General features: G+C 50.2%; 21 protein-coding genes. 4 read left to right on the top strand and 17 right to left on the bottom strand.

The features are described 5' to 3' along the window. Positions 1–404 precede the first annotated feature (404 nt). The gene (gene rpoD, locus ACO0K9_RS14415) at positions 405–3161 is read left to right on the top strand and encodes an RNA polymerase sigma factor RpoD (protein WP_422986046.1); all 2757 of its coding nucleotides are present in this window, start codon (positions 405–407) and stop codon (positions 3159–3161) included. 89 nt (positions 3162–3250) lie between these two features. Here rpoD and ACO0K9_RS14410 read toward each other — a convergent pair whose 3' ends face one another. Next, the gene (locus ACO0K9_RS14410; RefSeq protein WP_422986044.1) at positions 3251–3775 is read right to left on the bottom strand and encodes an AAA family ATPase; all 525 of its coding nucleotides are present in this window, start codon (positions 3773–3775) and stop codon (positions 3251–3253) included. Continuing rightward, positions 3763–4353: a nicotinamide riboside transporter PnuC gene (gene pnuC / locus ACO0K9_RS14405; protein ID WP_422986333.1), complete on the bottom strand. Its 591-nt coding sequence runs from the start codon at positions 4351–4353 to the stop codon at positions 3763–3765. The genes ACO0K9_RS14410 and pnuC overlap by 13 nt, the downstream gene beginning before the upstream one ends. A 435-nt stretch (positions 4354–4788) precedes the next feature. On the opposite strand from pnuC, the gene ACO0K9_RS14400 reads away from it, so the two are divergent. Then, on the top strand, positions 4789–5280 hold the full coding sequence (locus tag ACO0K9_RS14400) for a pilin (RefSeq protein ID WP_422986042.1): 492 nt from the start codon (positions 4789–4791) through the stop codon (positions 5278–5280). A gap of 135 nt (positions 5281–5415) precedes the next feature. On the opposite strand, the gene ACO0K9_RS14395 is transcribed toward ACO0K9_RS14400, so the two are convergent. Continuing rightward, complete coding sequence (locus tag ACO0K9_RS14395; protein ID WP_422986040.1) at positions 5416–7590, bottom strand: TonB-dependent receptor plug domain-containing protein; 2175 nt, start codon at positions 7588–7590, stop codon at positions 5416–5418. Between the two features lie 336 nt (positions 7591–7926). Here ACO0K9_RS14395 and ACO0K9_RS14390 point away from each other — a divergent pair, with 336 nt between their 5' ends. Then, entirely contained in the window at positions 7927–8109 is a 183-nt protein-coding gene (locus ACO0K9_RS14390; RefSeq protein ID WP_422986039.1) for a hypothetical protein, read from the top strand. A gap of 64 nt (positions 8110–8173) precedes the next feature. Here ACO0K9_RS14390 and ACO0K9_RS14385 read toward each other — a convergent pair whose 3' ends face one another. From ACO0K9_RS14385 to ACO0K9_RS14360, 6 genes are all read right to left on the bottom strand, one after another. Beyond that, positions 8174–8926, bottom strand: a complete 753-nt coding sequence (locus ACO0K9_RS14385; RefSeq protein ID WP_422986037.1) for a hypothetical protein — start codon at positions 8924–8926, stop codon at positions 8174–8176. 15 nt (positions 8927–8941) lie between these two features. Further along, on the bottom strand, positions 8942–9736 hold the full coding sequence (locus ACO0K9_RS14380; RefSeq protein ID WP_422986035.1) for a MipA/OmpV family protein: 795 nt from the start codon (positions 9734–9736) through the stop codon (positions 8942–8944). Positions 9737–9905: 169 nt separating this feature from the next. After that, positions 9906–11033, bottom strand: coding sequence for a glycosyltransferase family 4 protein (locus tag ACO0K9_RS14375; protein WP_422986033.1), 1128 nt, complete (start codon positions 11031–11033; stop codon positions 9906–9908). A 109-nt stretch (positions 11034–11142) separates the two neighbouring features. Beyond that, positions 11143–12180: a GDP-mannose 4,6-dehydratase gene (gene gmd, locus ACO0K9_RS14370; RefSeq protein ID WP_422986031.1), complete on the bottom strand. Its 1038-nt coding sequence runs from the start codon at positions 12178–12180 to the stop codon at positions 11143–11145. A 217-nt stretch (positions 12181–12397) separates the two neighbouring features. Then, on the bottom strand, positions 12398–13735 hold the full coding sequence (locus ACO0K9_RS14365) for an ATP-binding protein (protein WP_422986029.1): 1338 nt from the start codon (positions 13733–13735) through the stop codon (positions 12398–12400). A gap of 3 nt (positions 13736–13738) precedes the next feature. After that, the gene (locus tag ACO0K9_RS14360; RefSeq protein WP_422986027.1) at positions 13739–14425 is read right to left on the bottom strand and encodes a response regulator; all 687 of its coding nucleotides are present in this window, start codon (positions 14423–14425) and stop codon (positions 13739–13741) included. 249 nt (positions 14426–14674) lie between these two features. Here ACO0K9_RS14360 and ACO0K9_RS14355 point away from each other — a divergent pair, with 249 nt between their 5' ends. Beyond that, a complete protein-coding gene (locus ACO0K9_RS14355; protein ID WP_422986025.1) occupies positions 14675–15391 on the top strand; it encodes a hypothetical protein in 717 nt (238 codons plus the stop codon). 87 nt (positions 15392–15478) lie between these two features. Here the strand turns inward: ACO0K9_RS14355 and ACO0K9_RS14350 are convergent, their stop codons facing one another. The 8 genes from ACO0K9_RS14350 to ACO0K9_RS14315 form a co-directional block, all read right to left on the bottom strand. After that, positions 15479–16420, bottom strand: coding sequence for an exopolyphosphatase (locus ACO0K9_RS14350; protein WP_422986023.1), 942 nt, complete (start codon positions 16418–16420; stop codon positions 15479–15481). A gap of 239 nt (positions 16421–16659) precedes the next feature. Continuing rightward, positions 16660–17085 (bottom strand): type IV pilin protein, encoded by a 426-nt coding sequence (locus ACO0K9_RS14345; RefSeq protein ID WP_422986021.1) that lies wholly within the window; start codon positions 17083–17085, stop codon positions 16660–16662. Positions 17086–17096: 11 nt separating this feature from the next. Continuing rightward, positions 17097–17435, bottom strand: a complete 339-nt coding sequence (locus tag ACO0K9_RS14340; RefSeq protein ID WP_422986019.1) for a hypothetical protein — start codon at positions 17433–17435, stop codon at positions 17097–17099. A gap of 17 nt (positions 17436–17452) precedes the next feature. Next, a complete protein-coding gene (locus tag ACO0K9_RS14335; protein ID WP_422986017.1) occupies positions 17453–20794 on the bottom strand; it encodes a pilus assembly protein in 3342 nt (1113 codons plus the stop codon). Positions 20795–20804: 10 nt separating this feature from the next. Further along, positions 20805–21386 (bottom strand): pilus assembly PilX family protein, encoded by a 582-nt coding sequence (locus ACO0K9_RS14330; RefSeq protein WP_422986015.1) that lies wholly within the window; start codon positions 21384–21386, stop codon positions 20805–20807. Next, a complete protein-coding gene (locus ACO0K9_RS14325) occupies positions 21386–22459 on the bottom strand; it encodes a PilW family protein (RefSeq protein ID WP_422986013.1) in 1074 nt (357 codons plus the stop codon). The genes ACO0K9_RS14330 and ACO0K9_RS14325 overlap by 1 nt, the downstream gene beginning before the upstream one ends. Further along, the gene (gene pilV, locus ACO0K9_RS14320) at positions 22456–22989 is read right to left on the bottom strand and encodes a type IV pilus modification protein PilV (RefSeq protein WP_422986011.1); all 534 of its coding nucleotides are present in this window, start codon (positions 22987–22989) and stop codon (positions 22456–22458) included. The genes ACO0K9_RS14325 and pilV overlap by 4 nt, the downstream gene beginning before the upstream one ends. Before the next feature lie 9 nt (positions 22990–22998). Further along, positions 22999–23544 (bottom strand): pilus assembly FimT family protein, encoded by a 546-nt coding sequence (locus ACO0K9_RS14315; protein WP_422986009.1) that lies wholly within the window; start codon positions 23542–23544, stop codon positions 22999–23001. Between the last annotated feature and the right edge of the window lie 185 nt (positions 23545–23729).

Genomic DNA, 23729 nt, shown 5'->3' with positions numbered 1-23729 from the left:
CAAGCAGAATTTGCCATGTCATGGAAAAAATCAGGATAAATAATAAAGACAGCGGCACAATATCTGTTTCTGGCACCCGACATTGATAGATAAGCGATCACTTAGCCTGCCACCCGAAACTTTCTGCGTAGAAAAGCAAAGTCTTGCTTGTCAAGAAGGCTCAAGCCGAGGATAATTCTGCCCTTTCGTCTCGATTTGAGACTCAGATTCAGCAAGATGAGATTGGCCCGCTTTAATTCACTTAATCTTCACTTAAGCTTCATTTAATCAGCGGGCTTTTTCATCCGCGCCGCGCCTGCCGTTGATCTGTTACTGACTGTTATTGACGATCGCCTGCAGCTTTTTCGCCTTGCTATTGCCAAACACTTTTGACAAGCATTTGTTGTCGTATTCGAATTTGTTACATGAAAAACAGCTCAACTGACTCAACCATTTCTCCAGCAACAAAAACAGGATCCACGCTCACATTAGGTAAAAAACCATCACTGCAACTGAACCGCAATGCGCCGACTATTTCGCGCACAACGACAGTACAGATGGTTGTGCCAGTCACCGATATCACTGAAGAGATACCGACATTGGTTTCTGCACCGGTAACGGTCATCACCAAGCGCCGCTCGCGCCTGCAAATGACAGGCACCGATACGGGCGCGGCCGACACGGCAGAAACAGTCACACCTGCTGACAATGACAGCCCTGCTTTGCTTGCTGGCGACAGCAACGATCAGGCAGATGAAGGCATGCCAAACAATGCCCAGGTAACGCAGGCGCGTGAAGAAAGCATCGTCACAGACAGCAAACCAGAAACTGCCGATACAGATGCCGCAAAACCACGTGTGGTGGTTATTCGCAAGACCGCACCTAAACTGGCCAAGAAATTGCTACTGGCAGACCAGCAGACAACTGCACCGGCAGTCATTAAACGTGAGGCACGCATAGGTTCGGGCAAGCTGGCACCACCAGCACCGGTAGTGACACTGAAACCAGTGTCGCCAGTGTCACCAGAGCCATCATTCCAGGCAGCAGCTATATCTGCTGCCGCACCTGTCATTGTGCCTCTAGCTGCTTCTGTAAGCGTCGCCGCGCCCGCCGTCAGCAGTATGGCGGATATTGATACCTCGGCTTATATCTTGCCTGCGATGCGGGAACCGGCAAAACGTGGCCGCAAGTCATCCGAATTCAATTTCGAAAACGATGAAATCCTGGCGTTGAATGCAGCAGAATCCGCAGAAATGAAACGTGCGGCACGTGCCAAGGCCAAGAAATCTGGCGCAGGCGGTTCTACCGGTATTGCCAGTACCGCCAACAGCGAAGAACAGCTAGACCAATATCGCAAGCAACTGACCAAACTGATCAACCTGGGTAAAGACCGCAGCTACCTGACCCATGCTGAAATCAATGATCACTTGCCAGACGATGTTGCTGACGCTGAAATGATACAGGGCGTCATCAGCACCCTGAATGACATGGGTATCGCGGTATACGACACTGCCCCCGATGCGGCGATGCTGCTGCTGAGCGATAATGTCGCCACCAATGTCAGCGAAGACGAAGCTGAAGCAGCCGCGGCAGCAGCATTGGCCACTGTGGATTCCGATTTTGGTCGCACTACTGACCCGGTACGCATGTATATGCGCGAAATGGGTGGCGTAGAGTTGTTGACACGTTCAGGTGAAATCGAGATTGCCAAGCGCATAGAAGATGGCTTGAAAGACATGGTGCAGGCGATCTCTGCCTGCCCCGGCACGATACAGGAAATCCTGGATATCGCTGACAAGATATCCAAAGACGAAATCCGTGTCGATGACATCATAGACGGCATGCTGGACCCCGATGCCACAGATGCACTGGCGATAGAACTCAGCGATGCCGATGAGCTGGACGAGCTGGATGACGACGAAGATGCAGTAGCCGACAACGCCAACGGCATCAGCGATGAACAATTGCAGCAGCTCAAAACCACCGTGTTGCAAAAATTTGCGGTCGTCGGCATGCGCTTTGAGCAAATGCAGGCAGCCCGTGCGGCAGATGGCTATCAGTCACCTGCCTATCGGCAGGCGCAGCAAGCTATCACGCGTGAATTGCAAGGCATGCGCTTCAGCGTCAAAACCGCAGAAAAACTGTGCGACACCTTGCGCAAGCAAATGAAGACCCTGCGCCAGACAGAAAAGCAGATGCTGGAATTAATGGTCAACAAATGCGGTATGCCCCGCGTCTATTTTGTTGAGCATTTCCGTCAGAACGCCTGCAATCCTGAATGGTTGAACCATGAAATCAATGGCACATCCAGTTATGCCGCCATCCTCGGCAGGAATATCCACGCTGCGCGCGAGTTGCAACAACGACTGATCGATCTGGAACAGAATGTTCGCCTGCCTTTGAGTGACCTGCGCGAGATCAACAAGCAGATGGTGGCGGGTGAAAAACGTTCCAGCGAAGCCAAGGCTGCCATGACCGAGGCCAACTTGCGCCTGGTCATTTCCATCGCCAAAAAATACGTCAACCGTGGCCTGCAATTCCTGGACTTGATCCAGGAAGGCAATATCGGTCTGTTAAAAGCCGTTGATAAATTTGAATACCGTCGTGGCTATAAGTTCTCTACCTATGCGACCTGGTGGATCAGGCAGGCAATTGCACGCGCTATTGCCGATCAGGCACGTACCATACGTGTGCCGGTGCATATGATAGAGACCATCAACAAAATGAACCGCGTCAAACGCCAGTTGCTGCAAACCAGCGGGCTGGAACCTGAACCGGCAGCGATCGCCGAAAAAATGGGCCTGCCAGAAAACAAGGTACGTGAAATCCTGAAGATTGCCAAAGAACCGGTGTCGCTCGATGTCCCTATCGGTGACGATGGGGATTCGCAACTGGGTGATTTCATTGAAGACAGCATGACTCTGTCGCCGATGGCCGCAGCCATGCAGGCATCGGTACAGGAAAAACTGAAGGAAGCCCTGGATTCACTCAGCCCGCGCGAAGCCAAGGTCTTGCGCATGCGCTTTGGCCTGGAAACCAGTACTGAATTTACGCTGGAAGAAGTGGGCAAGCAATTTGAAGTCACGCGCGAGCGCATACGCCAAATTGAATCCAAGGCTATGAAAAAACTACGCCACCCTGCACGTGCCGATCATTTGAAGAGCCTGATGGAAAGTAGTTAAGCCTCACCGGCTTTTCAGCGCGTTAAAAAAGCACTGCTCTTTAAAAGACAGTGCTTTTTTATTGGTGACTGTTAAAGCCGTCTGACGAGCTACATCATTAAAAACGACAGAGCAAACTGCACCTGCTCCAGTCTTTGTGCGGTGCTGCCCTCCACCAACAGGAATGGAATATCCCGGTCATCCAGCACGTTCAACACTTCTTCATGAATCAACTGGCGCACGGCAGCCGATTCGCGTTGCAGGCCATCCGGCATCCACGGAAAATCCGGGGCGGTCACGATGGTAAAGTCATACTGATGGCCCAGATCCAGCGCATCCAGTTCGGCACCAGCATCGCCAAAATAATGGCGGCTATAAATGGCGGTCATGCAGGGGCCGGTATCGCAAAACAGCCAGTCTTGCGCTTTCGCTGTCAGTTCGGCTTCGCGCTGCAGTTGTGTGCGGGCGATCAGTATCTGTTCCTCTTGTCTTGGCACACGCTGCTCTTGCTCGACAAATTCACGTAAGTATTCAGGCACCCATACGGTCTGGTAATGCGCCGCCAGCGCCTCTGCCAGAATGGATTTGCCGGACGATTCTGCCCCCAGAATCACAACACGGGTCACTGTGGACATGTTTTACTCCAGGCGCGCAGGCCCATGATCGCCATCAGCACGAAAATGCCATACAGAACGGCAGTCAGCGTCAGGCCTTTATAGATATACAAGGCTACATACAGGACATCGACGATGATCCAGACATGCCAGTTTTCGATTTTTTTCCGGCTCAGCAAGACTTGTCCGAGCAAACTGCCGGCAGTCAGCAAACCATCGGCATACGGCACATCGGTATCAGTGCAGTATTTGAGAAAGCCAGCCAATGCCACAAATGCCAGCAGGCAGGCCGCAAGCGCCTGCCATCGGTCATGGTTGTTGAGCCTGGTCACGGGCAATGCAGCAGACTGCCCATCACCGCGCAGCCATAACAGCCATCCCCAGATGGATACACCAATAAACACAAACTGCAAACCCATATCGCCATACAATTTGGCGTCAAAAAATACCACCGCATATAAAGCGGAAGAGAGAATGGAAAACAGCCAGGCCCAGTGCAACTGCCGTATATTCAAGACAACGGTGATGATGGACAGGACAAAGGATGACAGCTCCAACAAATTGGTTTGGAGCCCGAACAGGGAAATCGGATCATTCAACATGTATCAATGCGGGGAATATGAAGTGCGAGTATTAAGTGCAGACTTGCCCGCATTATCGGCGAAAGCGACCAGAATTCACAGGAGAATATCACTCAATCCAGCCTGCAACAGGCCAGATCAGGCAAAATTCAGGCAGTAATTGACCCGGATAGCAATATTTAGATTGTGAGATAGCGCGCTTATCCGCTATATTTCTAAGCGACTGTTGCAAAATTAACTTGAACCGGGCGATTTGTCTGTCATCTTCATTTAGCAACAGCCTCTAAGAACCTGTTTACGATCTTACTGCGCGAGCGTGATCGGGGCTCATGCGCTGCTCAAAATGCTCATGTACTTAAGTACATTCCGCTTTTTGCGCTGCTCTTCACCCCGCTGACGCCCGCTCGCTACAGATCGTAAACACGTTCTAAACACATTATTGAAGCAAATTCCATGAAAAAACAACGCGGCTTTACTCTTTTGGAAATGATGCTGGTGATTGTGGTGATCGCCACACTGGCAGCCCTGGCCATTCCATCGTATTTATACAAGATCGTGAGGGAACAGATAGAAGCTGCTATTCCTCTGGCTGATATTGCTAAAAAACCCGTTGCCGCCGCCTGGCTGGCAGAACAGAAATTCCCGGCCAACAATGCCGCCGCAGGCTTGCCCATGGATGACAAGATCGTCAGCAACCTGGTGAGCTCTGTTGCCATCAAGGATGGCGCGATCCATATCACCTTCGGCAATAATGCGCATTCCGCACTCAGAGGGAAAATCCTCAGCCTGCGCCCTGCGGTAGTTGAAGATGCCCCTGTGGTGCCGGTCGCCTGGGTCTGTGCGGCAGCACCGGTGCCGGACAAGATGACGGTCAAGGGAGTAGACAGAACCACGATTCCGGCAGTCAACCTGCCATTGAATTGCCGCGCCAAGCTTGGCAAATAAACTCAGCTTATTTGCTACAACTGGCTACAACTTGCTACCGCCTGAACTATTCCTTATCCAGCAGCGGTAAAAAACATGGGCACTATCAGTGCCCATGTTTTTTTGCTCAAGCAGAGCAGCGCATCTCTACTGCATTCAGAATTTGTGCTCAAACATCAGACGTGCGGTCACCGTGGTTGGTGTCGTATTTGTCTGGCGCACGGTACCATTGCTGTCACTATAAATGCTGGCATTGATATTGTCCTGGTGCAGGGCATTACCTAATGACACACGCAAATTGGTTTTTGCATCAAACTTCCACAAGGCATACATATCCAGTACACGCTTGGGCACGGAATAACTGCTTTGCGCAACCGAAATACGCACCGGTCCGCCGTCCTGGAAGCTGGCATTACCGCCTATAGTCAAAGGTAGCTTGTCGAACTTGTAATCGATACCCAAGTTGGCGCTGACAGGTGTCTGTGAATCGAGGCGATTATTCGGGCCTGGCACTGTACTAAGGTCAGACCAGTTAAACGACAGGTTGGCCCTGAAATCAATTGCTGGTGCATCCGCCATCACGGACTTCAATGGGAATTTGGCTTCCAGTTCTATGCCTTTTGTGGTGGCCTGTCCACTATTGACCGGCTTGGCAACATATTTTCCATCGACATCTTTAGACACATCTGTACGAGTAATATCGTCGATCCTGCGCATGAACACACTGGCACTGAGCATGCCGCCGCCTGGCAGGTAATGTTCATACGCCATATCCAGACCCCAGGCCAGTTCCGGCTTCAGGTTAGGGTTGCCCATGTAATCAGGACTGGTGGCACTGTTATTATTAGAGTAGGAGCGGCGCGGAATCAGGCGACCGGTATCAGGTGCCTTGTAGGTACGGGTAATCCCCAGCCTGACCTGGTCGTTTTTGCTGTCCGGCAGCTTATACAGCGTCTGCAATATCGGGCTCCAGACGCTGGATTTATTATGTACTTCGCTATAAGTATTACCCTGACTGCGGGTGTCCAGTCCTTCCCAGCGCAAACCGCCATAGACCGACCATTGCTTGGTCACATTCCACTCATCCTGGGCGAACAGAGCCAGGCGTGTCACATCGGCAGTAAAATTTTCATTAAGGGGAGGAATTGCAACCAGTTTTTTGTCAGGGTCAGTAACTATATCAGTTTGCTCACGGGTCTCGCCGCGCTTACTGTAAGCACCGTCCCAGCCAAATACAAAGGAATGATTTTCGACAAAGGGTGCACTGTACTTGCCACTCATGGTGATGCCCTTGTCTGTACCGCCAGAAGTCGATTTGCGTTCCAGTATCTGCACGTTGCCAATGTTATAACCCAACAGCCCCACATCAGACGTACGCTTGTTGTAGTTGCCCCCCAGCTTGAAATCCAGTTTGGCACTGTCTGCCAGCTTGTGTATCCAGTTCAGGTTGGTACGAAACATGGTAGCGTCTGACTGAATTTCCTGGTTATCGCTTGCATACGTCGCCGGGGTACCAGTCGATGAATCACGATTATGGCCAACAAAACGAGTCGCATTGATAAAACTCTGCGTCGTCACGGTATCGCCGTTTTCCAAATTCCAGTTCACCCTTGGTGAAAATCCCACATTGGTGAAAGTTCCCCAACCGAGGCTGTCGGTATGACGCAGCAAATTGGGCTTACCATTGGCATCAGTACCGACTTCATCTGAATAGCTGGGGCGTTCATACTGGCCACGATTCAAGTTACCGGACAAGGCATAAGACATGCGTCCGGATTTATCTGAAACCTGATAACTCAGATTTTCACCAAATTTGCCACCGTCTTCAAACAAACCTGCTTTCAATTCCTTTTGTGCCGTCTGCACACTTTTCTTCAGGACGATATTGATGGAGCCCGCGATAGACTGGGTGCTCAGTTCGGCTGTCGCAGCACGAATGATTTCTATCCTTTCTATCATGTCGGGCGACAGGGAATCCAGGGAAAAGCCGGGCGGGCTGGGTTCACCATTCAACATGATCTGGGTATACCCTGCACCCAGCCCACGCATGCGGATGTCCCCACCACGTCCCTGTACGCCGCCCATGGTCACGCCTGGCAGACGCTTCATGACTTCACTGACGGTGGTATCACCGTAACGCACGATATCTTCCTGTGTCACGACTATTTTGGTGGCGGTATCCTGACGACGCTCGTCATAATTGCGGGCCCCCTGCACTTCGACCTTTTGTATTTTTGGATCGGTTTTTTCTGTTTTTTCTACCGCTTCTGCCGATCCTGCTTTTACTGGACTGGCTTGCTGCGCCATTGCTGGCTGGCTGAATGCAGCCATGATTGCGAGGGACAGGATAGTTGGACGTAAAGAAATATTCTTGCTTTGCATATAGATATTATTGTTGCAATAGTGGTAAATGGTGAGCCTTGGACCATACCACACCAGGCAAAGTTCCGCATCGCAACAAGGCCTTGCGTCAACTTCTTGAGCGATTGCCTGATGCATCTGATGCATCTGATGCATCTGTTGCGTCTTTGGCAAAGCCTGATCTGTCGCCAGACCACGTCCGTCTAAAGTGATTTCGAAACAAAGGAAACATAGACTTACATTCTGGCGGTCAACGCCAGGCGCGGTCGCGCATTGTATGCATAAGAGATCACAAAGGAGAACATCATGCGCATTCATCGTCTGGCCATGCTGGCATTGCTGGCAGCCACATTGAATTTGTCCGGTTGTGTTGTATTACCAGCACATGGCTATGTGGAAGGTCCGTCCGTGGTCGTCAGAGCGCCGCCCATCGTCATTGACAGTGGCCCTTACTGGGGTGGTGGTGGCAGACACTGGCACCGCTGGTAAGCTGGATGAAACTGTCGCGCTGCAAAGCTTAGCCAGAGGCTGGCTGTGGCTCTATCAGACAGTTTTATTCAAACATAGGCGTGATGATGACGGGGGCATGCTGAGTCAGTACTTGCCCCTTGTCAGCCACATCAGTAAAACGGATGTGGGCAATTTTATTTATCTTGGGCAATTCATTTAAAAATGGATTGCCATCTTGTACCGGCAGCGCAATCGTCTGCTGTGTTCCATTCCTGAACCGTATCTGCGCCTGGGTAATATTGCGCCCATAAGCAAATTTAATCCCTGTACATTTTTTGCCAGCTACCGTGGCATCGTCCTCGTTTTTCAGGTAGGACCATGCCTGCTCGCAAGCCGCACGCAATTCTGCGATTTCATAGACACCGTCTGCTCTGGGAATGATGGAAATCCTGGACTGGAACATCAACTGTTCGGGCGCATGATTGACGACCAATTCTGCATTTTCGTCATAAGCCGACTTCAACAAGGGAAAATTGGCACGGCCTGCTGCATCAAGTGGCAAGCCAAGGCGCATGCTCTTGCTGACCAGTGTCAGTTCCAGATCGTCCGGCGCATAATTACCCTGCCTGGTCAGTATCTGAAAATGATTTTGTATGAGATTTTTTGGCTTGCCGTATTTTTCAAAACGTATCATCAGCTTGTAGATATTGCGATAGCTGACCCATTCAGCATCCGGCTTTTTCACCTGTTCCTGTGCCGCTGGCTTATGGCTTGCTTCCGCGCCTGGCAGCTGCGCAGACGCTATCCCTGATACCAGGAACAGCGTTGCAAAGAGTGAGGAATAAGCAATGATCATACGTTTTAAAACTGATTAATATCGATAAGCCAGACCAGAATACACGGTCACATAATTTCTCTTACCCAGCCACAGACTGTCTTTACCACTGTCAAACTGATGCGTTGTTGTCACATATGAGGTCAACATCCATGCCGGACTGAATTCCCAGTTCCAGTTCAGGCCCAGATAAGCATTCCTGACATTGGCATCTGTCTGGTTCTGCATACTGAGCATAGGCGTCGCCAAACTATTACCGCTAGATGTCGTCAGGTCTGGGTCAAAGCGGACACCAGACTGATCATAAGAGCGTCTGCTCCAGGCCAGACCGGCAGACAGGGCAATCCCATGATGCAACGCCAACTGGTGGTAACTGCGTGCTTCCAGATTGATGTAATTGCTTTGTTTGTCTGCCACTTTCCCCAGCAGGAACTTGGAACTCAAACGCAATCTGGCCAGCGGGTAATAATTTAAAAAACCACCCGCCTGAAAACTGCCGTCCACATCACCATAGCCTGCCAGTTTGCGCGCGGCAGATGCGCTGCAACCGCGCTGATAAGCCAGCAAAGGGCCAAATTCAACACGGTCAAATGGGCTCATGTGCAGGCCCAGATTAGCGTTGCGCAAGAACAGGCCATTACTCCATTGCATTTGCACGTTAGGCATGACACGCGTGGTTTGTTCGCCGCCCAGCTCACAACTGGGCTCAGAAATCACCCCCAGCCCCACATAGTTGTCGGAACTACCGTCAGGCAGCATGGTAGCCGCTGGAGTCTGGGCGAAAACAAGCTGCGCGACACCGGATAAAAGTAAGAAAGAAATAGATTTCATGCTGAATGATTTTTTAGTTAGGATAGCCAGCCTATTGTAAACACAGTAGAAATCCCAGTCTGTCTTTTTATCGCGACCAAGATGGATGACGCCATGGAAAACTTGGCGGAAAGTATCCCATGCCACTAAAAACCTGTTTACGATCTTACTGCACGAGCGTGATCAGGTTCTAAGGTATGGTGGCATTACCGGAGATCACGTCGACATACAGACGCACATAATTCTTTGCCATCAGGTCTGCAGTAAACACGGATTCATATCTTTGTTGTGCCAGTTGCCCCATCTGCATGGCCTGACGCGGGTTGTTCCACAATTGTGTCATGGCGGCACGCAAAGCCAGAGGATCATCCGGTGGTACGACCAGACCTGTTTCATCCGCGATGTTAATATAGCTTGTCCCGGTACCTATTTCGCTGGATATCATCGGCTTGGCGAACATCGCGCCTTCCAGCAATGAAATGCCGAATGCTTCCGAACGCAAATGAGAAGGAAACACCAGGCCATAACACAAACTCAGCAAGGCGATTTTATCTTCTTCCGGCAACGCCCCCAGGAAGTGGACATTCGTCAGTTTCAATTCCTGCGCCTGCTGCTTCAGCACCTGTTCTTCAGGGCCATTGCCAACGATGACCACAGGTATATCCGAATCCGCCACGGCCTCCAGCAAAATATGCAGCCCCTTGTAATAACGCAGCATGCCTACAAACAGGAAAAACCGTTCACCGAAACGCTGGCGCCAATGGGCAACCACCGCAGGCGATGGTTCAGGATAAATGCTCTTGTCCAGGCCATAGGTTATGACCTCGGTCTTGTCGCGGTAACGATGCAGAATCGGGCTTGTGGACAAATAATTGGGCGAAGTAGCCACTATCCTGTCCACATCGTTCAAGAACCAGTGTTTCAAAGGTCCGTAGACCTTCAGTAAAAATTTCTGCCTGACGATGTCGGAATGATAGGTCACGATACTGGGTTTCCTGATTCTGCCGATGAGATGCATCAAATCCATAAAAGGCCAGGGAAAATGATAGTGAATGATGTCTGCACTATTCGCCAGTTCAATGAAACGCGAGAGTGCCTGCCATGAAAATCCAGTCGACGCAATTTCAAAATTCTGCCTGACCCTGTGCACCTGATGCCCTTCCAATTCAAGCTCAAGCTGGCCTTTGCTGCGCGTCAGGGTAAGCACTTCATTACTGACACCGAGACGCGTGGTACCGACGGCCAGTTGCCGTATGACTTGTTCTATCCCACCAAAGGTATCGGGATGATAAGTGCGATAAAAATGTAAGACTTTCATGAGAACTCATTTCATAAATAGGGTTGAGATGCGTTCTACAAATCCCGGCTCGCCTGTTACTGCATGTACTCTATTCCCACCAACTCCAGACCACTTGACAGGCTTCTCTTCAGTACGAGCTGCGTGTCGTATTCCTGCGCAAATCAGCCTCTACCATCATCTGGCACAACTCTTCCAACGTGGTTGTGGTCTCCCAGCCCAGGACCGTTCTGGCTTTGTGCGGATCACCTATCAGCAACTCGACTTCGGCCGGGCGATACAATGCGGGATTGACTTTCACCAGGGTCTTGCCGGTTTTACGACAAATGCCAACTTCATCTTCACCTGTTCCACGCCAGTGCACTTGGCGGTCTGCCGCCCAGAAAGCCAGCTCAACAAAATCACGTACGCTCTCGGTGCGATTACTTGCCAGCACAAAGGTGTCCGGTATATCGGCCTGCAACATGCGCCACATGCCTTCGACATATTCTTTGGCGTAACCCCAGTCGCGCTTGGCATCCATATTTCCCAGTTCCAGGCAATCCAGCAAACCCAGGCGAATTTTTGCAACGCCATCAGTAATCTTGCGGGTAACAAACTCACGCCCACGCAAAGGCGATTCATGGTTGAACAAAATGCCACTGCTGGCGAAAATATCGTAGGATTCACGATAATTGATGGTCATCCAGTGAGCATATAACTTGGCTACACCGTAGGGGCTGCGCGGATAAAACGCCGTGGTTTCCACCTGGGGAATAGCTTGCACCTTACCAAACATTTCAGAAGTCGATGCCTGATAAAAACGGATCTTTTTATTGACGATGCGTATGGCTTCCAGCAAATTCAAGACTCCCATGCCCGTGATGGCCATGGTAGTGACTGGCTGTTCAAATGACACGCCGACAAAGCTTTGTGCCGCCAGATTATAAACTTCCGTCACATTGGTATTTTGCAGCAGACGTATGCTGCTACTCAGGTCGGTCAGGTCATATTCCACCAGGTGCAAATTGGGGTGGTGGCGGATACCCAGTTCTTCCATACGCCAAAAATTGACCGAACTGGTGCGGCGATAACTGCCAAATACCGTATATCCCTTACGCAATAGCAGTTCTGCCAGATAGGCACCGTCCTGTCCTGTAATACCTGTAATTAATGCTCTGCTACTCATTCGCCCTTCTCGCTTGTTCCTGAAGCTACCGATAAAAAAACACCATGCGAGAATGATAGTGACAGTGAGAAAACAAGTCGTCCGCGAGTTGTCGCGCAAATGTCATGAATTTGTAATGGGGCTTGGGTAAGATGGCCCAAGCAAAGCGCAGTGACGAAGATTGCAGGACCAGCATGCCTGGGAAGCTGGGGCGCATGTCCAGTTCTTGCAATGAAGTTCAGGTAGTCCCTGCGGCGGCTTCCGGGGCGGCGGGAAGGCACACCACGAATCTGGCGCCACCCAGGGGGCTGTCCTCTACGGTAATGCGGCCACCATGCGCCTGTATGGCTTTGTGGGTGATCGCCAGGCCAAGACCAAAGCCACCGGTTGCCCTATCACGACTGCGGTCCAGCCGGTAGAAAGCGTTGAAAATTTGCTCACGCTCTTGTGCAGGTATGCCAGGGCCATCATCATCGAGCATGATGACAATATCCCCATCGTCATTTTTTGTGAGTGTCAGGGCGATATGCCCACTGGCGTATTTGCCGGCATTTCTAAGCAAATTACTGACGGCCCTGGCCAATAAGCGCTGGTCACCTGTCATGCAGCCCACCTCATCCGGAAACAAGGTATCAAGCTTAAAACCTGACAATTCATGTTGCAAGCCGTCCAGGCAAGCCCGCAGACAATCTGCGACGACGAATTCGCCCAGTTTCAATGCGGGTTGCTGGTCGAGTTTGCTGAGACTCAATAACTCGGTTACCAGCGCATTCAATTCAAGCAGGTCGGCTTCCATGGCGGCGGCACGGGTTTCCAGTTTGGGATCGCTGGCTGCATTGCGCAGCAGTTCCAACCCAAATTCCAGGCGGGCGATGGGTGTACGCAATTCATGCGAGACCGAATGTAGCAAATTTTTCTGCGCATCCAGCAGCCCTTCTATACGTGCTGCCATCTGGTTCATGCGTTGGGCAAGGGGGTGGATGCTGTCGCTTTCACGGGTCTGTGCACGGATTTTCAGATGTCCTTCACCAAATTCGTCAGCCACTTTTTCCAGTGCCTGCAAGCCGCGCCAGTGGGCACTGGACCAGATAGCAATCGGTATCAGCAGACAGAATGCGACAATAATGTAACGCAGGACTTCAGTCCGTATCACGGGTATCACATCGATGGGCAATTCTTGCGCATGCAAGACTTCTTCATCGCTGCCTATGTAACGCTGCCCGTGCAAGTCAACGCGACGGTAAAAGGATTTACCCGCAATATCGATCACCACTTCACCGCGCATGAATTGTGCTTTTTTTTCTGCAGCGACCTGTAGCAGCGCGCTTTGCAGGGAAATCAATTCCAGCTTGCTGTGGGTAATTTCGCGGATTTTATTCAAACGCACCAGCCATTCGTCAGGGCCAGCCTGATCGACATACTGCGTGAGTAAAAAGACTTGTCCTGCGGCCTGTTGCTGTGCAACTTCTTCCAACGGATCACCAAAGAAGCTACGGATCACGACGTAGACAGCAATGGTGGCGACACTGATGGACAGCATTACCAGGATGGAAAAGCGCAGGAACAGGCGATTCATGGCCTATTCCCAGGCTGATGGGCTGAACAGATAACCCTCTCCCCAGACGGTCTTGATTTTATCGGCATGGGTATCATCAAATTTGCGACGCAGGCGAGAGATTTTATTGTCGATGCTGCGATCCAGTCCATCGAATTCTATACCCCGCATCTGTATCAGTATATCGTTGCGCGACAAGACTTTGCCAGCGGCTTCGGCCAGGACCAGCAACAACTTGTATTCTGCACTGTTGAGTATCACATTCTGCGCGCGCCAGAACACGCTACGATCACGCCGGCACATCCGGAAGGCGCCAAATACCAGATCCTCACTGTCATCAAGCGGCATTTCCTTGATCCGTCGCAACAAAGCACGCAGGCGGGCCAGCAAGATGCGCGGCTGTACCGGCTTGTTGACGTAGTCATCTGCCCCCTGCTCCAGCCCGGATACTTCATCAAAGGCATCTTCGCGAGCCGTCAGTATCAGGATGGGCACAGCACTGACAGCACGCAGTTGTCGGCAGACGACCATGCCATCCAACCCTGGCAGCATCAGGTCGAGAACCACCAGGTCGGGCAAAGTCTGTTGAAAATGGGATAGCGCCATATCACCCCGGCTGACAAGGTCAACGGTAAATTCATATTCGCCCAGATATTCGGCGATCAGATTGGCAAGCTTGGCATCGTCTTCCACCAGCATTACACGAAACATAGCATCTCTCCTTTGCCGGCATTGTAGTAGAGCTCGCCTCAAAATTGCGAGAAATGCCAGGCAAAATGCGGCCAACTTACAATTTTCAGACAATTCAGTCTACCGGGCTGCTTACAAATTTACGACAAATAACCGACATTTCGGGGCTGATTTACGACGGACAGCTCGCTATGCTCTCGGGCAAATCACGTACTTATGTATTTACCCAAGTAAGTACCGAATCACGCAGTCAATTTAAAAGGATAAAGTATGAAACTTCGCCCAGGGCTGATCTCTTTTCTGCTTGCCACTGCCTTGCTCAGTGCCTGTGGGGGTAGCAGCAATTATGTACCTGCGCCCACACCGGTGCAGATCAATATCGATTTCAATAGTGAACCAACGGGCTGGACATCCGGTACTTCAGATTTTTCGGTGGCAACCAAGCCTACGGATATGGTCACTGAATATCGCCCCCTGCCCGCCCCCTTGTCCGGCAAGGGTCTGTATGCATTTGCTACCAACCGCAGTGATGACCTGTTTACCTATATCAAGAAAAAGTATAGCGGCTTTGCGCCAAATACCGAGTATGCATTGCGTTTTCAAACCACCATCGTGAGCAATGTCGCCAGCGGCTGTTTTGGCGTTGGTGGCTCACCGGGCGACAGTGTCTGGCTATTTGCCGGTGCCGCGTCCATTGAACCGCTGACCATACAGAAAGGGGATGAATATGTGATGAACATCGACCGTGGTGGCCAAAGCGGCTCGGGTAAATCAGCCCTGGTCCTGGGGACCATAGGTAATGCCAGCACCGACTGTGGACGCGCTCCGTATATGGAGAAAAAGCTAGCCAATCAGACCGCGTTGAATGTCAGGGCCGATGCCAGCGGCAGCCTGTGGCTATTGTTCGGTTTTGATTCCGGCTTTGAATCCACCAGCCATATTTACTATAAGAGCATCAGCATACAGGCGACACCTTTGGGTACCTGAGAATTTGCGCAAAGCGGAAGGCGGCTTGGTTAGGCTGCCTTCCCTGCGTGTGGTCACAGTAGAAAATAAACGGCTTCATTTTCCTGGCTAGCCATCCTGATTAATTCTGCTGATCAGGCTTGCCAGTGTTGGTGCAGCCTTGTCGTTTTCCACCTGGCAGGTACCGGCATTTTCATGACCACCGCCACCAAATTCCAGCATTAAAGGACCGATATTGGTTTTGGATGTGCGGTTCAAAATCGACTTACCGGTTGCAAACACGGTATTCTGATTTTTCAACCCCCACAATATGTGAATCGAAATATTGGTTTCCGGGAACAGGGCATAAATCAAAAAACGGTTGCCTGCGTAGATGGTGGTTTCATTGCGCAAGTCCAGCACTACCAGATTTTTGTGTACCGTGGCACAGCGCTGTATCTGCTCCTTGCATTTCTCTTCATGCTCAAAATACAAATCCACCCGTTCTTTCACATCAGGGTTCAGCATGATTTCGTCTATGCTCTGGGTCTTGCACAGCACAATCAATTCCATCATCAGATTGTAGTTAGAGATTCTGAAATCACGAAAACGCCCGAGGCCGGTACGCGCATCCATCAAAAAATTCAACAAATCCCAACGCTTGGGATGCAATACTTCATCCTTGTTGAAACGCGCGGAATCACCCTTGTCTACTGCAGCCATCATGTCGTCCCAGGACGCGGGAAAAGACTTCAGACCACCATAATAGTTATAGACTACGCGTGCCGCAGAAGGGGTGTCCGGTTCAATCACGTGATTGTTTCTTGTCGTGCTGGCATTGCGCAGGGTTTCGGATAAATGATGATCAAATGCCAGATGAACGCCTTCGACATATGGTAAATTGGTACTGATATCGTTATCCGTGACAGCAATCTTGCCATCCTGCATGTCTTTGGGATGAACAAACAAGATGTCGTCGATCAAATCCAGATGCTTGAGCAAGACCGCACAAACCAGTCCATCAAAATCGCTGCGGGTGATCAATCGGAATTTTTTGGGTGTGGCGGACATGAATACTCCCTCATTAATAGGTGGTAATTCGCTGTTGGACGAGATGGATTATAACGAACCTGCATCTGAATCTGCATCTGGATCCGAGTCTTAAATGTAATCACTTTCTTCGCTCTTGTCTATTAACAAATAAATTGTGCTAATGCTGACCAAGATTAAAGTCAAGGAAAAAGCAAAAACGCCGCTTGCAGGCGGCGTTTTTGCTGATATTCCGATAAAACCGGAAATGTTGTCAGGTATTACTTCCAGGTACTCTCATCTGCCGTAAAACTGCCATCATTATTCTTGTCCCAACGCTTGGCACCGGTTGAATCAACCTCTAAAATCCCGTTACTGGCTTGCGTACCCGTAGGTGTGGCGCGTAAAGTGTACGATTTGCTGGTGATCGCTTGCAAGGTGATCGTATAGTAAGTGGTACCCGATTGCGGCGACACGGTGAAAGGCAAGGTCGGTGCCGCGGGAGTTGCCCCCGGCATATAAGACATCGCTTCTGTATGCGTCCTTTCCATAAACTGGGCCAAGGACATCAGATCGGCTTGCGCCGTTGAGCGCCGGCTATTCTGCATGCTGGATCGATAGTTGGTCACAGCGACACCCGTAATAATAGCGATGACGACAACGGCAATCATTACCTCAACCAGGGTAAAACCGGCATTTCTTTTCATCAGTGGCTCCATTATTTTCCGCTAGGCTGTTGCATTACCCAAATTTCAGTAATCACGTTGTTAGCCTGCCCAACTTTTTTCTCAGACGCAACTTTAATACGCGTTCCTTTTTTTATACTGGTCATGGTCGTGGTCTTCTTGCCTTCATGCACCACCACCGACGGTGACACCGTATAGGTAGTCTGGTCTATTGTCACAGTACGTTTTGATGTATCGACGTTCTGCACATACGATGGGGCCGTGCCTGTACTTTGTTTTTGCGCCGCCATGTCCTGCGGTGTAATGCTGGCATAGGCCTGGCTACCCAGCACAGACGCCACAAAACCAACTATCAAATAGTGCTGTTTCATATTCATTACTCCTGTCATTACTGGACTTGACGCCACATGATACGTTTTTGCGTAATAGACGATTTCTCAGTCAGATTATTGATACTACCGTCAGATTGACTGGTCAATTTTTTCTCAGTGGCGAAAGAACTACCTGTACCTGAACCAGTATTATTCCCATAAGACACACCCTGTTTATTGATCACACGGGGTGTCGATGGAATGGCCGCAGTCTTGACGCCCGCAGTAGACACATCTGTCGACGAGAACGTCGTCGCAGATACGGTTGGGAAAATCGGATCGGTGATCATGTTGCCCGTTACCGCATCCAATTCCATGATCCAGCCACTACCGCCCGAAGCACAGGGGTCGGTACTTGGAATCAATGTAGAGAACACGATATTACTGTCATTCAACAAAGGATCTGTCACCTGACGTTCACCGGAAGTAGGCAGATCGACATACCAGCCTTTTTTATTCAATGGCGTAACAAACATGGTAGAAGCAACACCATTTTGGGAACTGGTACGGAAAGTACTGCCCGCCCCCGATGTCGTGGTGGTATTGATAGTTTGTGCTAACAACACGCTGCGCCCGCTTACTGCTGCATTATTGTCCCATATGGCATAAAAACTTTGTGGCGAGGTATCTGTCAAATCAGTGGCAGCCAGGTATTGCCCTGTTCCAAAATACACCATGTAACCAGAAACAGGGTTACGACCGACCGTGACTTTGCCGGTGATAGGTTGAATCTTACCGGTAGCATCTTTGGCGGTGAACAATGGCAATGGTGCTGCAGTGGTACCCAGGGATGGTCCCCAGGAAGCAGCACTGGTACTGGTTACATCAAATTTCCACACATTACCCAGCAAATCACCACCGTAGATGTAATCAACAATGTTGTCACCGTTGACGTCCACTGGTGTAACGCTGGCTATACCGTTTGGCGTACTTGCACTACCTGTCACCGTGTACAGCTTCTTGATCAGGGCACCAGTCTGGATATCCACAATGTAGATGGCAGCAGCGCCCGTGGCACTGGCTTTACCGTCAGCGGTCGTATTGTTGTAGCCATTACCAAATACCGCAGCCCATTTACCATTCGCCATCTTGACGATCATCGGTTGGGTATAGGTATAACCCAGGTCATATTCAGTACCGTCATCTGCGTCATTGAATTCCCACAAGACGGTAGTGGCGGCATTGGCTTCAGTAAAAGTGGATGGATTGGTTACGTCCAGGGCAAAAATACCCTGGCCACCACCACGCAAACTGCCGACCAGCACTGAATGCCATGCACCAGCGTAAAATACGTCGCCGACTGTCGGTGAGCCATCCACAAAGAAGCGGTGCGCATAAGCCGGGTCAGTCAACTTGGACAAGTTGGAATAGACCTGGGTAGGGATGTAGGCGATTTTCTCAGTTCCATCTACAGCACTGAAACCATGCAACATACCGTCATTGGCACCAACATACACCATAGGGGTCCGAGCAGCATTGTTGAGCGCAAAAGTCACATATTTGGCCGACTCCAGACTGTCTGGATAGGTATAAGGTGGTTTGGCTACATACACGGAGTTGGAATCGACGATATCACCCAATACACTTACCGTACGTTTTCTGAACATGGGTGCAGCGCCCTCGTTCGACTTGTCACCGCGCAGGTATTGCAGGCGCAACTGTCCCTGAGCATCAGCAGTACCGGCTGAATTTTTATTCAATGCCAAAATCTGATTGACATTGATTTCAGTCGTTGCGCTGGGGCTGGCCGGGTTGCTTGGCCAGCGGAACGCGACACCGCGTCCGGTTGCATTCGTAGTCAACAGATTATTGGTCAGGATGACACGGCCAGTATTCCAGTTCTGCGCATTCAATTTTTGCGCTGCATCCCAGGACAATGACCCCAAGGTGCCTGTTGAGGTAATAGGGTAAGACAATAATTGGCCAGTCCAGTCAATACTACTGAACTTACCCTGGAACAGCGCAGAGCCGCTATTGATCTGGGTAGAATTCAAGGACACTGCGGAAGCTGAACCAACCTGGTTCGTTATATTGCCAGCGATCGACTGTATTGCATTATTAAAAGCGGTAGCATCCGAAGCCAGATAAGCTGTCCCAGTGCCACCAGCAGAGGCCATAGAATTCAACGCAGCAACTGCGGTAGGGTTTTGTACCGTATCACCCAGGCCAACAACATAGGTCTGGATATCTTGCGTACCAAATGATGGTACGGCCGTTGTACGCAGGGCAGTAATCGCCGCAACCGTATCACTCAAAGGCTTGCCCGATGCCCTGTCAGCGGCAGAATATTGATTGCCGGACGTGTCAGCCGTCGCCATACCATCGGTTACCAGCATCGTAAAATTTTTCTGGCAATTGTATTTAACTGGTGTTGAAGCACCAGCAAAATATGTTTTCACTGACCCCATCGCACCTGGCAGGGGCGTAAAAGTCGATGCGTTTTTAATTTCTGTGGTGCTGGTAGTAGCAGTTTCGGTTGCCAGATAAGATATCAGGTTATTGTAATGGGCTGTGGTATCAGCCATTACTGCTTCGTTCAATTTGCCTTTGCCTGAATTGGTACCACCATAGCCCCAGGCACGAGGCAAATACAATTGACGGGTAATGGGAGGATTGGATGGTATGTAGCCAGCATCCGTTTCACTGAGGCTGATTGGGCTGCAGGTACCAAGCGGGCAACCGGAGAAGCTACTCGCGGCCCAGGAATTGGTGGCCGTATGGTTACCATAGAATGTGTAAGTTGTACCCGCCCCACCAGTCAATGCCCACATCGCCTTACAGTAAGTCAAACCAGTGATCGTCGTGGTTGCGCACTGAGAAGTACTCGGAGAGCCGGTGTACAGCACGTCATTAATCGTAGCGTCATCACCTGATGTGTCATAGGTCACATAGGCACCACCGGTGAACGGAGTCGGATTAACCACACAAGGCTGACCACCGCTTGTTTTCAAAGGACTACCAGAGCAGCCATCAGTAAATGTCATGCCTGTCGTACTACCCAGATAGTAGGCATACGTCACATAAAAATTAGTGCTGGTGATGTCAAAAGACATCAAACCCCAGTTAAACGCATTACGGTAATTGGTAATGGTATCGCGCATAACTGTGCGAGCAATATTTGAACGCGTCGTTGCATCATCACCTGCAATCAGCTTGCCTGCCATGGTACCGTCCATGGATTCTGAATTATCCAAAACCACCAACACGTTTGGCAAGACGGAGTTAGTCACAAACAAAGGCGTCTGTGACAGTACCAGTGCTGCTGCACTTGCAGTACCAGAACTCAGCAGTGTCAATACGCTGGCGAAGATTGCTGTGGCAGGCAATTTCACGAATTGGGTCTTACGAAGAACTCTCATGATCACTCCATCACTTCAGATAAACGGTTTGCAAGGTCACCTGTGCAGAATCAGAACCGCCCCAGGCTTTCACAGTAATTCGATAAGTTGCTTGCGTTGGTGGCGGTGGCCCCCCCACATCCAGCGGACCACCTGCAATATTCGGGATGTTTTCAGCCATCATTTCGATGATATAGCGAGGTTGCTTGGCAACGTTTTGCACTGTCTGTGAGTAAGGCAGTGTCAGATTGGTGTGATTCCAGACATCCAGCGTCGTGTCCAGCCAAACCGGGGTGGAAGTTGCAGAGGGCAAGCACAGGCCACCGGTACAAGCGGTCGAGAAACCAGAAGTCGGCGTCAGATTGGTATCCACATACAGTTCAGCATCACGCAAGGCCGATTCGGCTGTTTGAAACGCCAGGTCCTGGTCGCGGAAATTACCTGCTCCTTTTTCTTGCAACACATTCATCTGCATGGCACTGATACCGATAATGGCCAACAAGCCCACCATCACCAGTACCACGGCCAGAGAGACTCCTTTTTGATGTGCCAGTATCGGTGAACGGGGGCGCTTCATGCTGGTCACAGCTTGGGAGTTATTATTTTTGTTCATTACAAAACTCTGTTTCGCAGGCTAATCGTTGAAGAGAACACAGTGCGCAAACGATAGTCTGTCGCAGTGGTGGCGGTGCCATCAAAAGTATAGGTTTGATAGGCTTTCGTTACATTGTCATTGGGCGAGCGGATTAACATGCTAAACCTGATGCTGATCACTTTACTCATATCGATACCGGTAGCATTCGCAGGAACATAGGTGTTCGGTGAATAATCACGTTTGGTATTATCCGTACCGACGGTCGGGTCCATGCCATAATAAACTTTGAGTCTTTCCACATTCTCGACCAACTCTTCCGCAGCGTTGGTACCAACTATGCGCCACAGCGAAGGGTTGCTACTAAACTGGCTGGGTGCGACATAAAAAGTCGTCGAAGCCAATTTATAGACTTCCGCTCCGCTGGCATAGACTTTTGCCAATGTGTTGTTGACGTTACCGGGACTACCGGCTGCAGCATGAACCAGCGTACCAGTCGTATCAGGTGTACCCGATACCTGGAAAATTGTGGAGATCATGCAATCAGAAATAACCAGCGCATCATTGGCAGCAAAACCGTTGCCAGTATTGACGGTAACAGCGTCCGTCGCCGCAGTCATGAACGGCGCAATGACGACTGCGGGACTGCCGGTCACACCGCGCAAGGTAACAATATCGCTATTCTTGTCAGCATTGCTTGGTATAGGCAGATCACTTGGAATGCTGGGAGACCATCCAGACCCGGTTCCATCGTAGCCAACCACCTGGGCATCAAGCGGATTGGTGCCGTAATTGTAAGCATACGGCGGACTGGTATTAATACGGTTCACAAATCCGGCAATCTTGGTGACCGTCCAGTCAGAACGACATCCAAAATCACTGGTGGTACGCACGGTTCTGCTCAACACATCCACAGCGGTTCTGCCAGACTCCTGAATTTGTGATTGTTCCTGTTGAACAAAGTAACCCTTGGAACCGGATGCGAAAATGGAACCAGCTACAACGGTGATAATCATGCCCAAGGTCAGAGCGATCATCAGCTCGACAATAGACAAACCTTTTTGACGATACAGGATTGATGAATAGATTTTCATGGCTGAAAATTTGTCGTAAAAATTTGCGGAATTTTTTCACCGTGTGAATCATCCCACCAGACTTTGATGCTGTATGTTGTCCCTGTGCCACTACACGTAGGAGAAGTGTAGGTATCAGTAGCAGGATTCGTTGGACCTGTCTGAGTATCAAGACAAATAGCTGCTTTGCCATCGGGTATGGCGTTTGACAGCGCTGTAGTCCATTCATAAAAATCATGCTGCGCCATTTCAGCAGCATTGCATGGGGTAGATACAGCAGAACAACCAGATTGAGGATCCGATGAGGGTATCCCCTTGACCAAATTAAAATAACTCAACCCAGAACGATTGGCACGCATACGATCGGCCATATCATTGATATGCGCTGCTGCAATGGAGCGGTACTTGGCACTGGAATTGGCACGTATACCAGAAATCTGTAAACCTGCATTTGCCAGCGCCGCCAAAGACAATATCAATATGGCGACCAATACCTCCAGCAAAGAGGCGCCGACCATGCGCTTCAAGACAATTTTCTTTTGCGATCTCATATCATTATCCTAAGGACAGGTGACACTGGTAGTTTTATGCACCATGCCCGTGACAAGTACTGATTGGGAAATACCAAAATTCCCGGGAAGCTTGCTGTCACACAGCTTAACCACTCCCGAATAACGGGCTTCACCTGTAGATTTGTATTGAATATTCGCCCCGGTATTAAAACCAGTCACGGTAATGACTGAGGTTCCGCCCGAAGCAGCACGGACCTCCAATAGTTCATCCTTGCCCACAGTCACAATACCATCCGCATTTTCGTCAAAAAAGATAATCCGTCCCGCCGCCCAGGCGCCCCCGGTACAGCTTGCTCCATCGGAGCTGGGGCACATCGTAATCGTGCTGCCCGTCCTGGTTTTGGCCTTGCCTTTCATAAACGCCAGATCTTGCGAAAACAAGGTACTGTCTGCGTTCAGTTTTGTGCGGATGATAATGCGCTGAAAGCTGGGATAGGCAATAGCAGTCAGGATCGACAGGATCACCATGGCGATTAACAGCTCTATCAGGGAGAAACCTCGGGTCTTGCCTGGCAATGTTTTGCGATTGATCATGAATTTGAGGTCATACCAAAGTTTATCGAATACAACATCATTAGCTTGATAATGAATATCACTAGTGTCCGGTTAAATTGGTAAGTAAAGCCAGCAAAGCTAATGCAGGCGCTGGTTTTGGCGGTTTTAGGGGTGTCCACGATTTGAATTTAAAATATGTCATTTGCGATAATCTCCGGTTTATT

Origin of the sequence: Undibacterium sp. Ji50W, assembly GCF_049340445.1 — a bacterium.
Classification (GTDB): Bacteria; Pseudomonadota; Gammaproteobacteria; order Burkholderiales; family Burkholderiaceae_D; genus Undibacterium.
This window is presented reverse-complemented; position numbering and strand designations above follow the sequence as displayed.

What these genes read in the sequence shown, in the direction of transcription:
- ACO0K9_RS14400 (WP_422986042.1), top strand. Translation starts at nt 4,789, where the DNA reads ATGAAAAAACAACGCGGCTTTACTCTTTTGGAAATGATGCTGGTGATT.
- ACO0K9_RS14395 (WP_422986040.1), bottom strand. Translation starts at nt 7,590, where the DNA reads ATGGCTGCATTCAGCCAGCCAGCAATGGCGCAGCAAGCCAGTCCAGTA.
- ACO0K9_RS14330 (WP_422986015.1), bottom strand. Translation starts at nt 21,386, where the DNA reads ATGAACAAAAATAATAACTCCCAAGCTGTGACCAGCATGAAGCGCCCC.
- ACO0K9_RS14410 (WP_422986044.1), bottom strand. Translation starts at nt 3,775, where the DNA reads ATGTCCACAGTGACCCGTGTTGTGATTCTGGGGGCAGAATCGTCCGGC.
- ACO0K9_RS14360 (WP_422986027.1), bottom strand. Translation starts at nt 14,425, where the DNA reads ATGTTTCGTGTAATGCTGGTGGAAGACGATGCCAAGCTTGCCAATCTG.
- ACO0K9_RS14345 (WP_422986021.1), bottom strand. Translation starts at nt 17,085, where the DNA reads ATGAAAAGAAATGCCGGTTTTACCCTGGTTGAGGTAATGATTGCCGTT.
- ACO0K9_RS14315 (WP_422986009.1), bottom strand. Translation starts at nt 23,544, where the DNA reads ATGATCAATCGCAAAACATTGCCAGGCAAGACCCGAGGTTTCTCCCTG.
- pilV (WP_422986011.1), bottom strand. Translation starts at nt 22,989, where the DNA reads ATGAGATCGCAAAAGAAAATTGTCTTGAAGCGCATGGTCGGCGCCTCT.
- ACO0K9_RS14375 (WP_422986033.1), bottom strand. Translation starts at nt 11,033, where the DNA reads ATGAAAGTCTTACATTTTTATCGCACTTATCATCCCGATACCTTTGGT.
- ACO0K9_RS14385 (WP_422986037.1), bottom strand. Translation starts at nt 8,926, where the DNA reads ATGATCATTGCTTATTCCTCACTCTTTGCAACGCTGTTCCTGGTATCA.
- ACO0K9_RS14350 (WP_422986023.1), bottom strand. Translation starts at nt 16,420, where the DNA reads ATGTCCGCCACACCCAAAAAATTCCGATTGATCACCCGCAGCGATTTT.
- ACO0K9_RS14380 (WP_422986035.1), bottom strand. Translation starts at nt 9,736, where the DNA reads ATGAAATCTATTTCTTTCTTACTTTTATCCGGTGTCGCGCAGCTTGTT.
- ACO0K9_RS14325 (WP_422986013.1), bottom strand. Translation starts at nt 22,459, where the DNA reads ATGAAAATCTATTCATCAATCCTGTATCGTCAAAAAGGTTTGTCTATT.
- ACO0K9_RS14365 (WP_422986029.1), bottom strand. Translation starts at nt 13,735, where the DNA reads ATGAATCGCCTGTTCCTGCGCTTTTCCATCCTGGTAATGCTGTCCATC.
- ACO0K9_RS14355 (WP_422986025.1), top strand. Translation starts at nt 14,675, where the DNA reads ATGAAACTTCGCCCAGGGCTGATCTCTTTTCTGCTTGCCACTGCCTTG.
- ACO0K9_RS14340 (WP_422986019.1), bottom strand. Translation starts at nt 17,435, where the DNA reads ATGAAACAGCACTATTTGATAGTTGGTTTTGTGGCGTCTGTGCTGGGT.
- gmd (WP_422986031.1), bottom strand. Translation starts at nt 12,180, where the DNA reads ATGAGTAGCAGAGCATTAATTACAGGTATTACAGGACAGGACGGTGCC.
- ACO0K9_RS14335 (WP_422986017.1), bottom strand. Translation starts at nt 20,794, where the DNA reads ATGAGAGTTCTTCGTAAGACCCAATTCGTGAAATTGCCTGCCACAGCA.
- ACO0K9_RS14390 (WP_422986039.1), top strand. Translation starts at nt 7,927, where the DNA reads ATGCGCATTCATCGTCTGGCCATGCTGGCATTGCTGGCAGCCACATTG.
- rpoD (WP_422986046.1), top strand. Translation starts at nt 405, where the DNA reads ATGAAAAACAGCTCAACTGACTCAACCATTTCTCCAGCAACAAAAACA.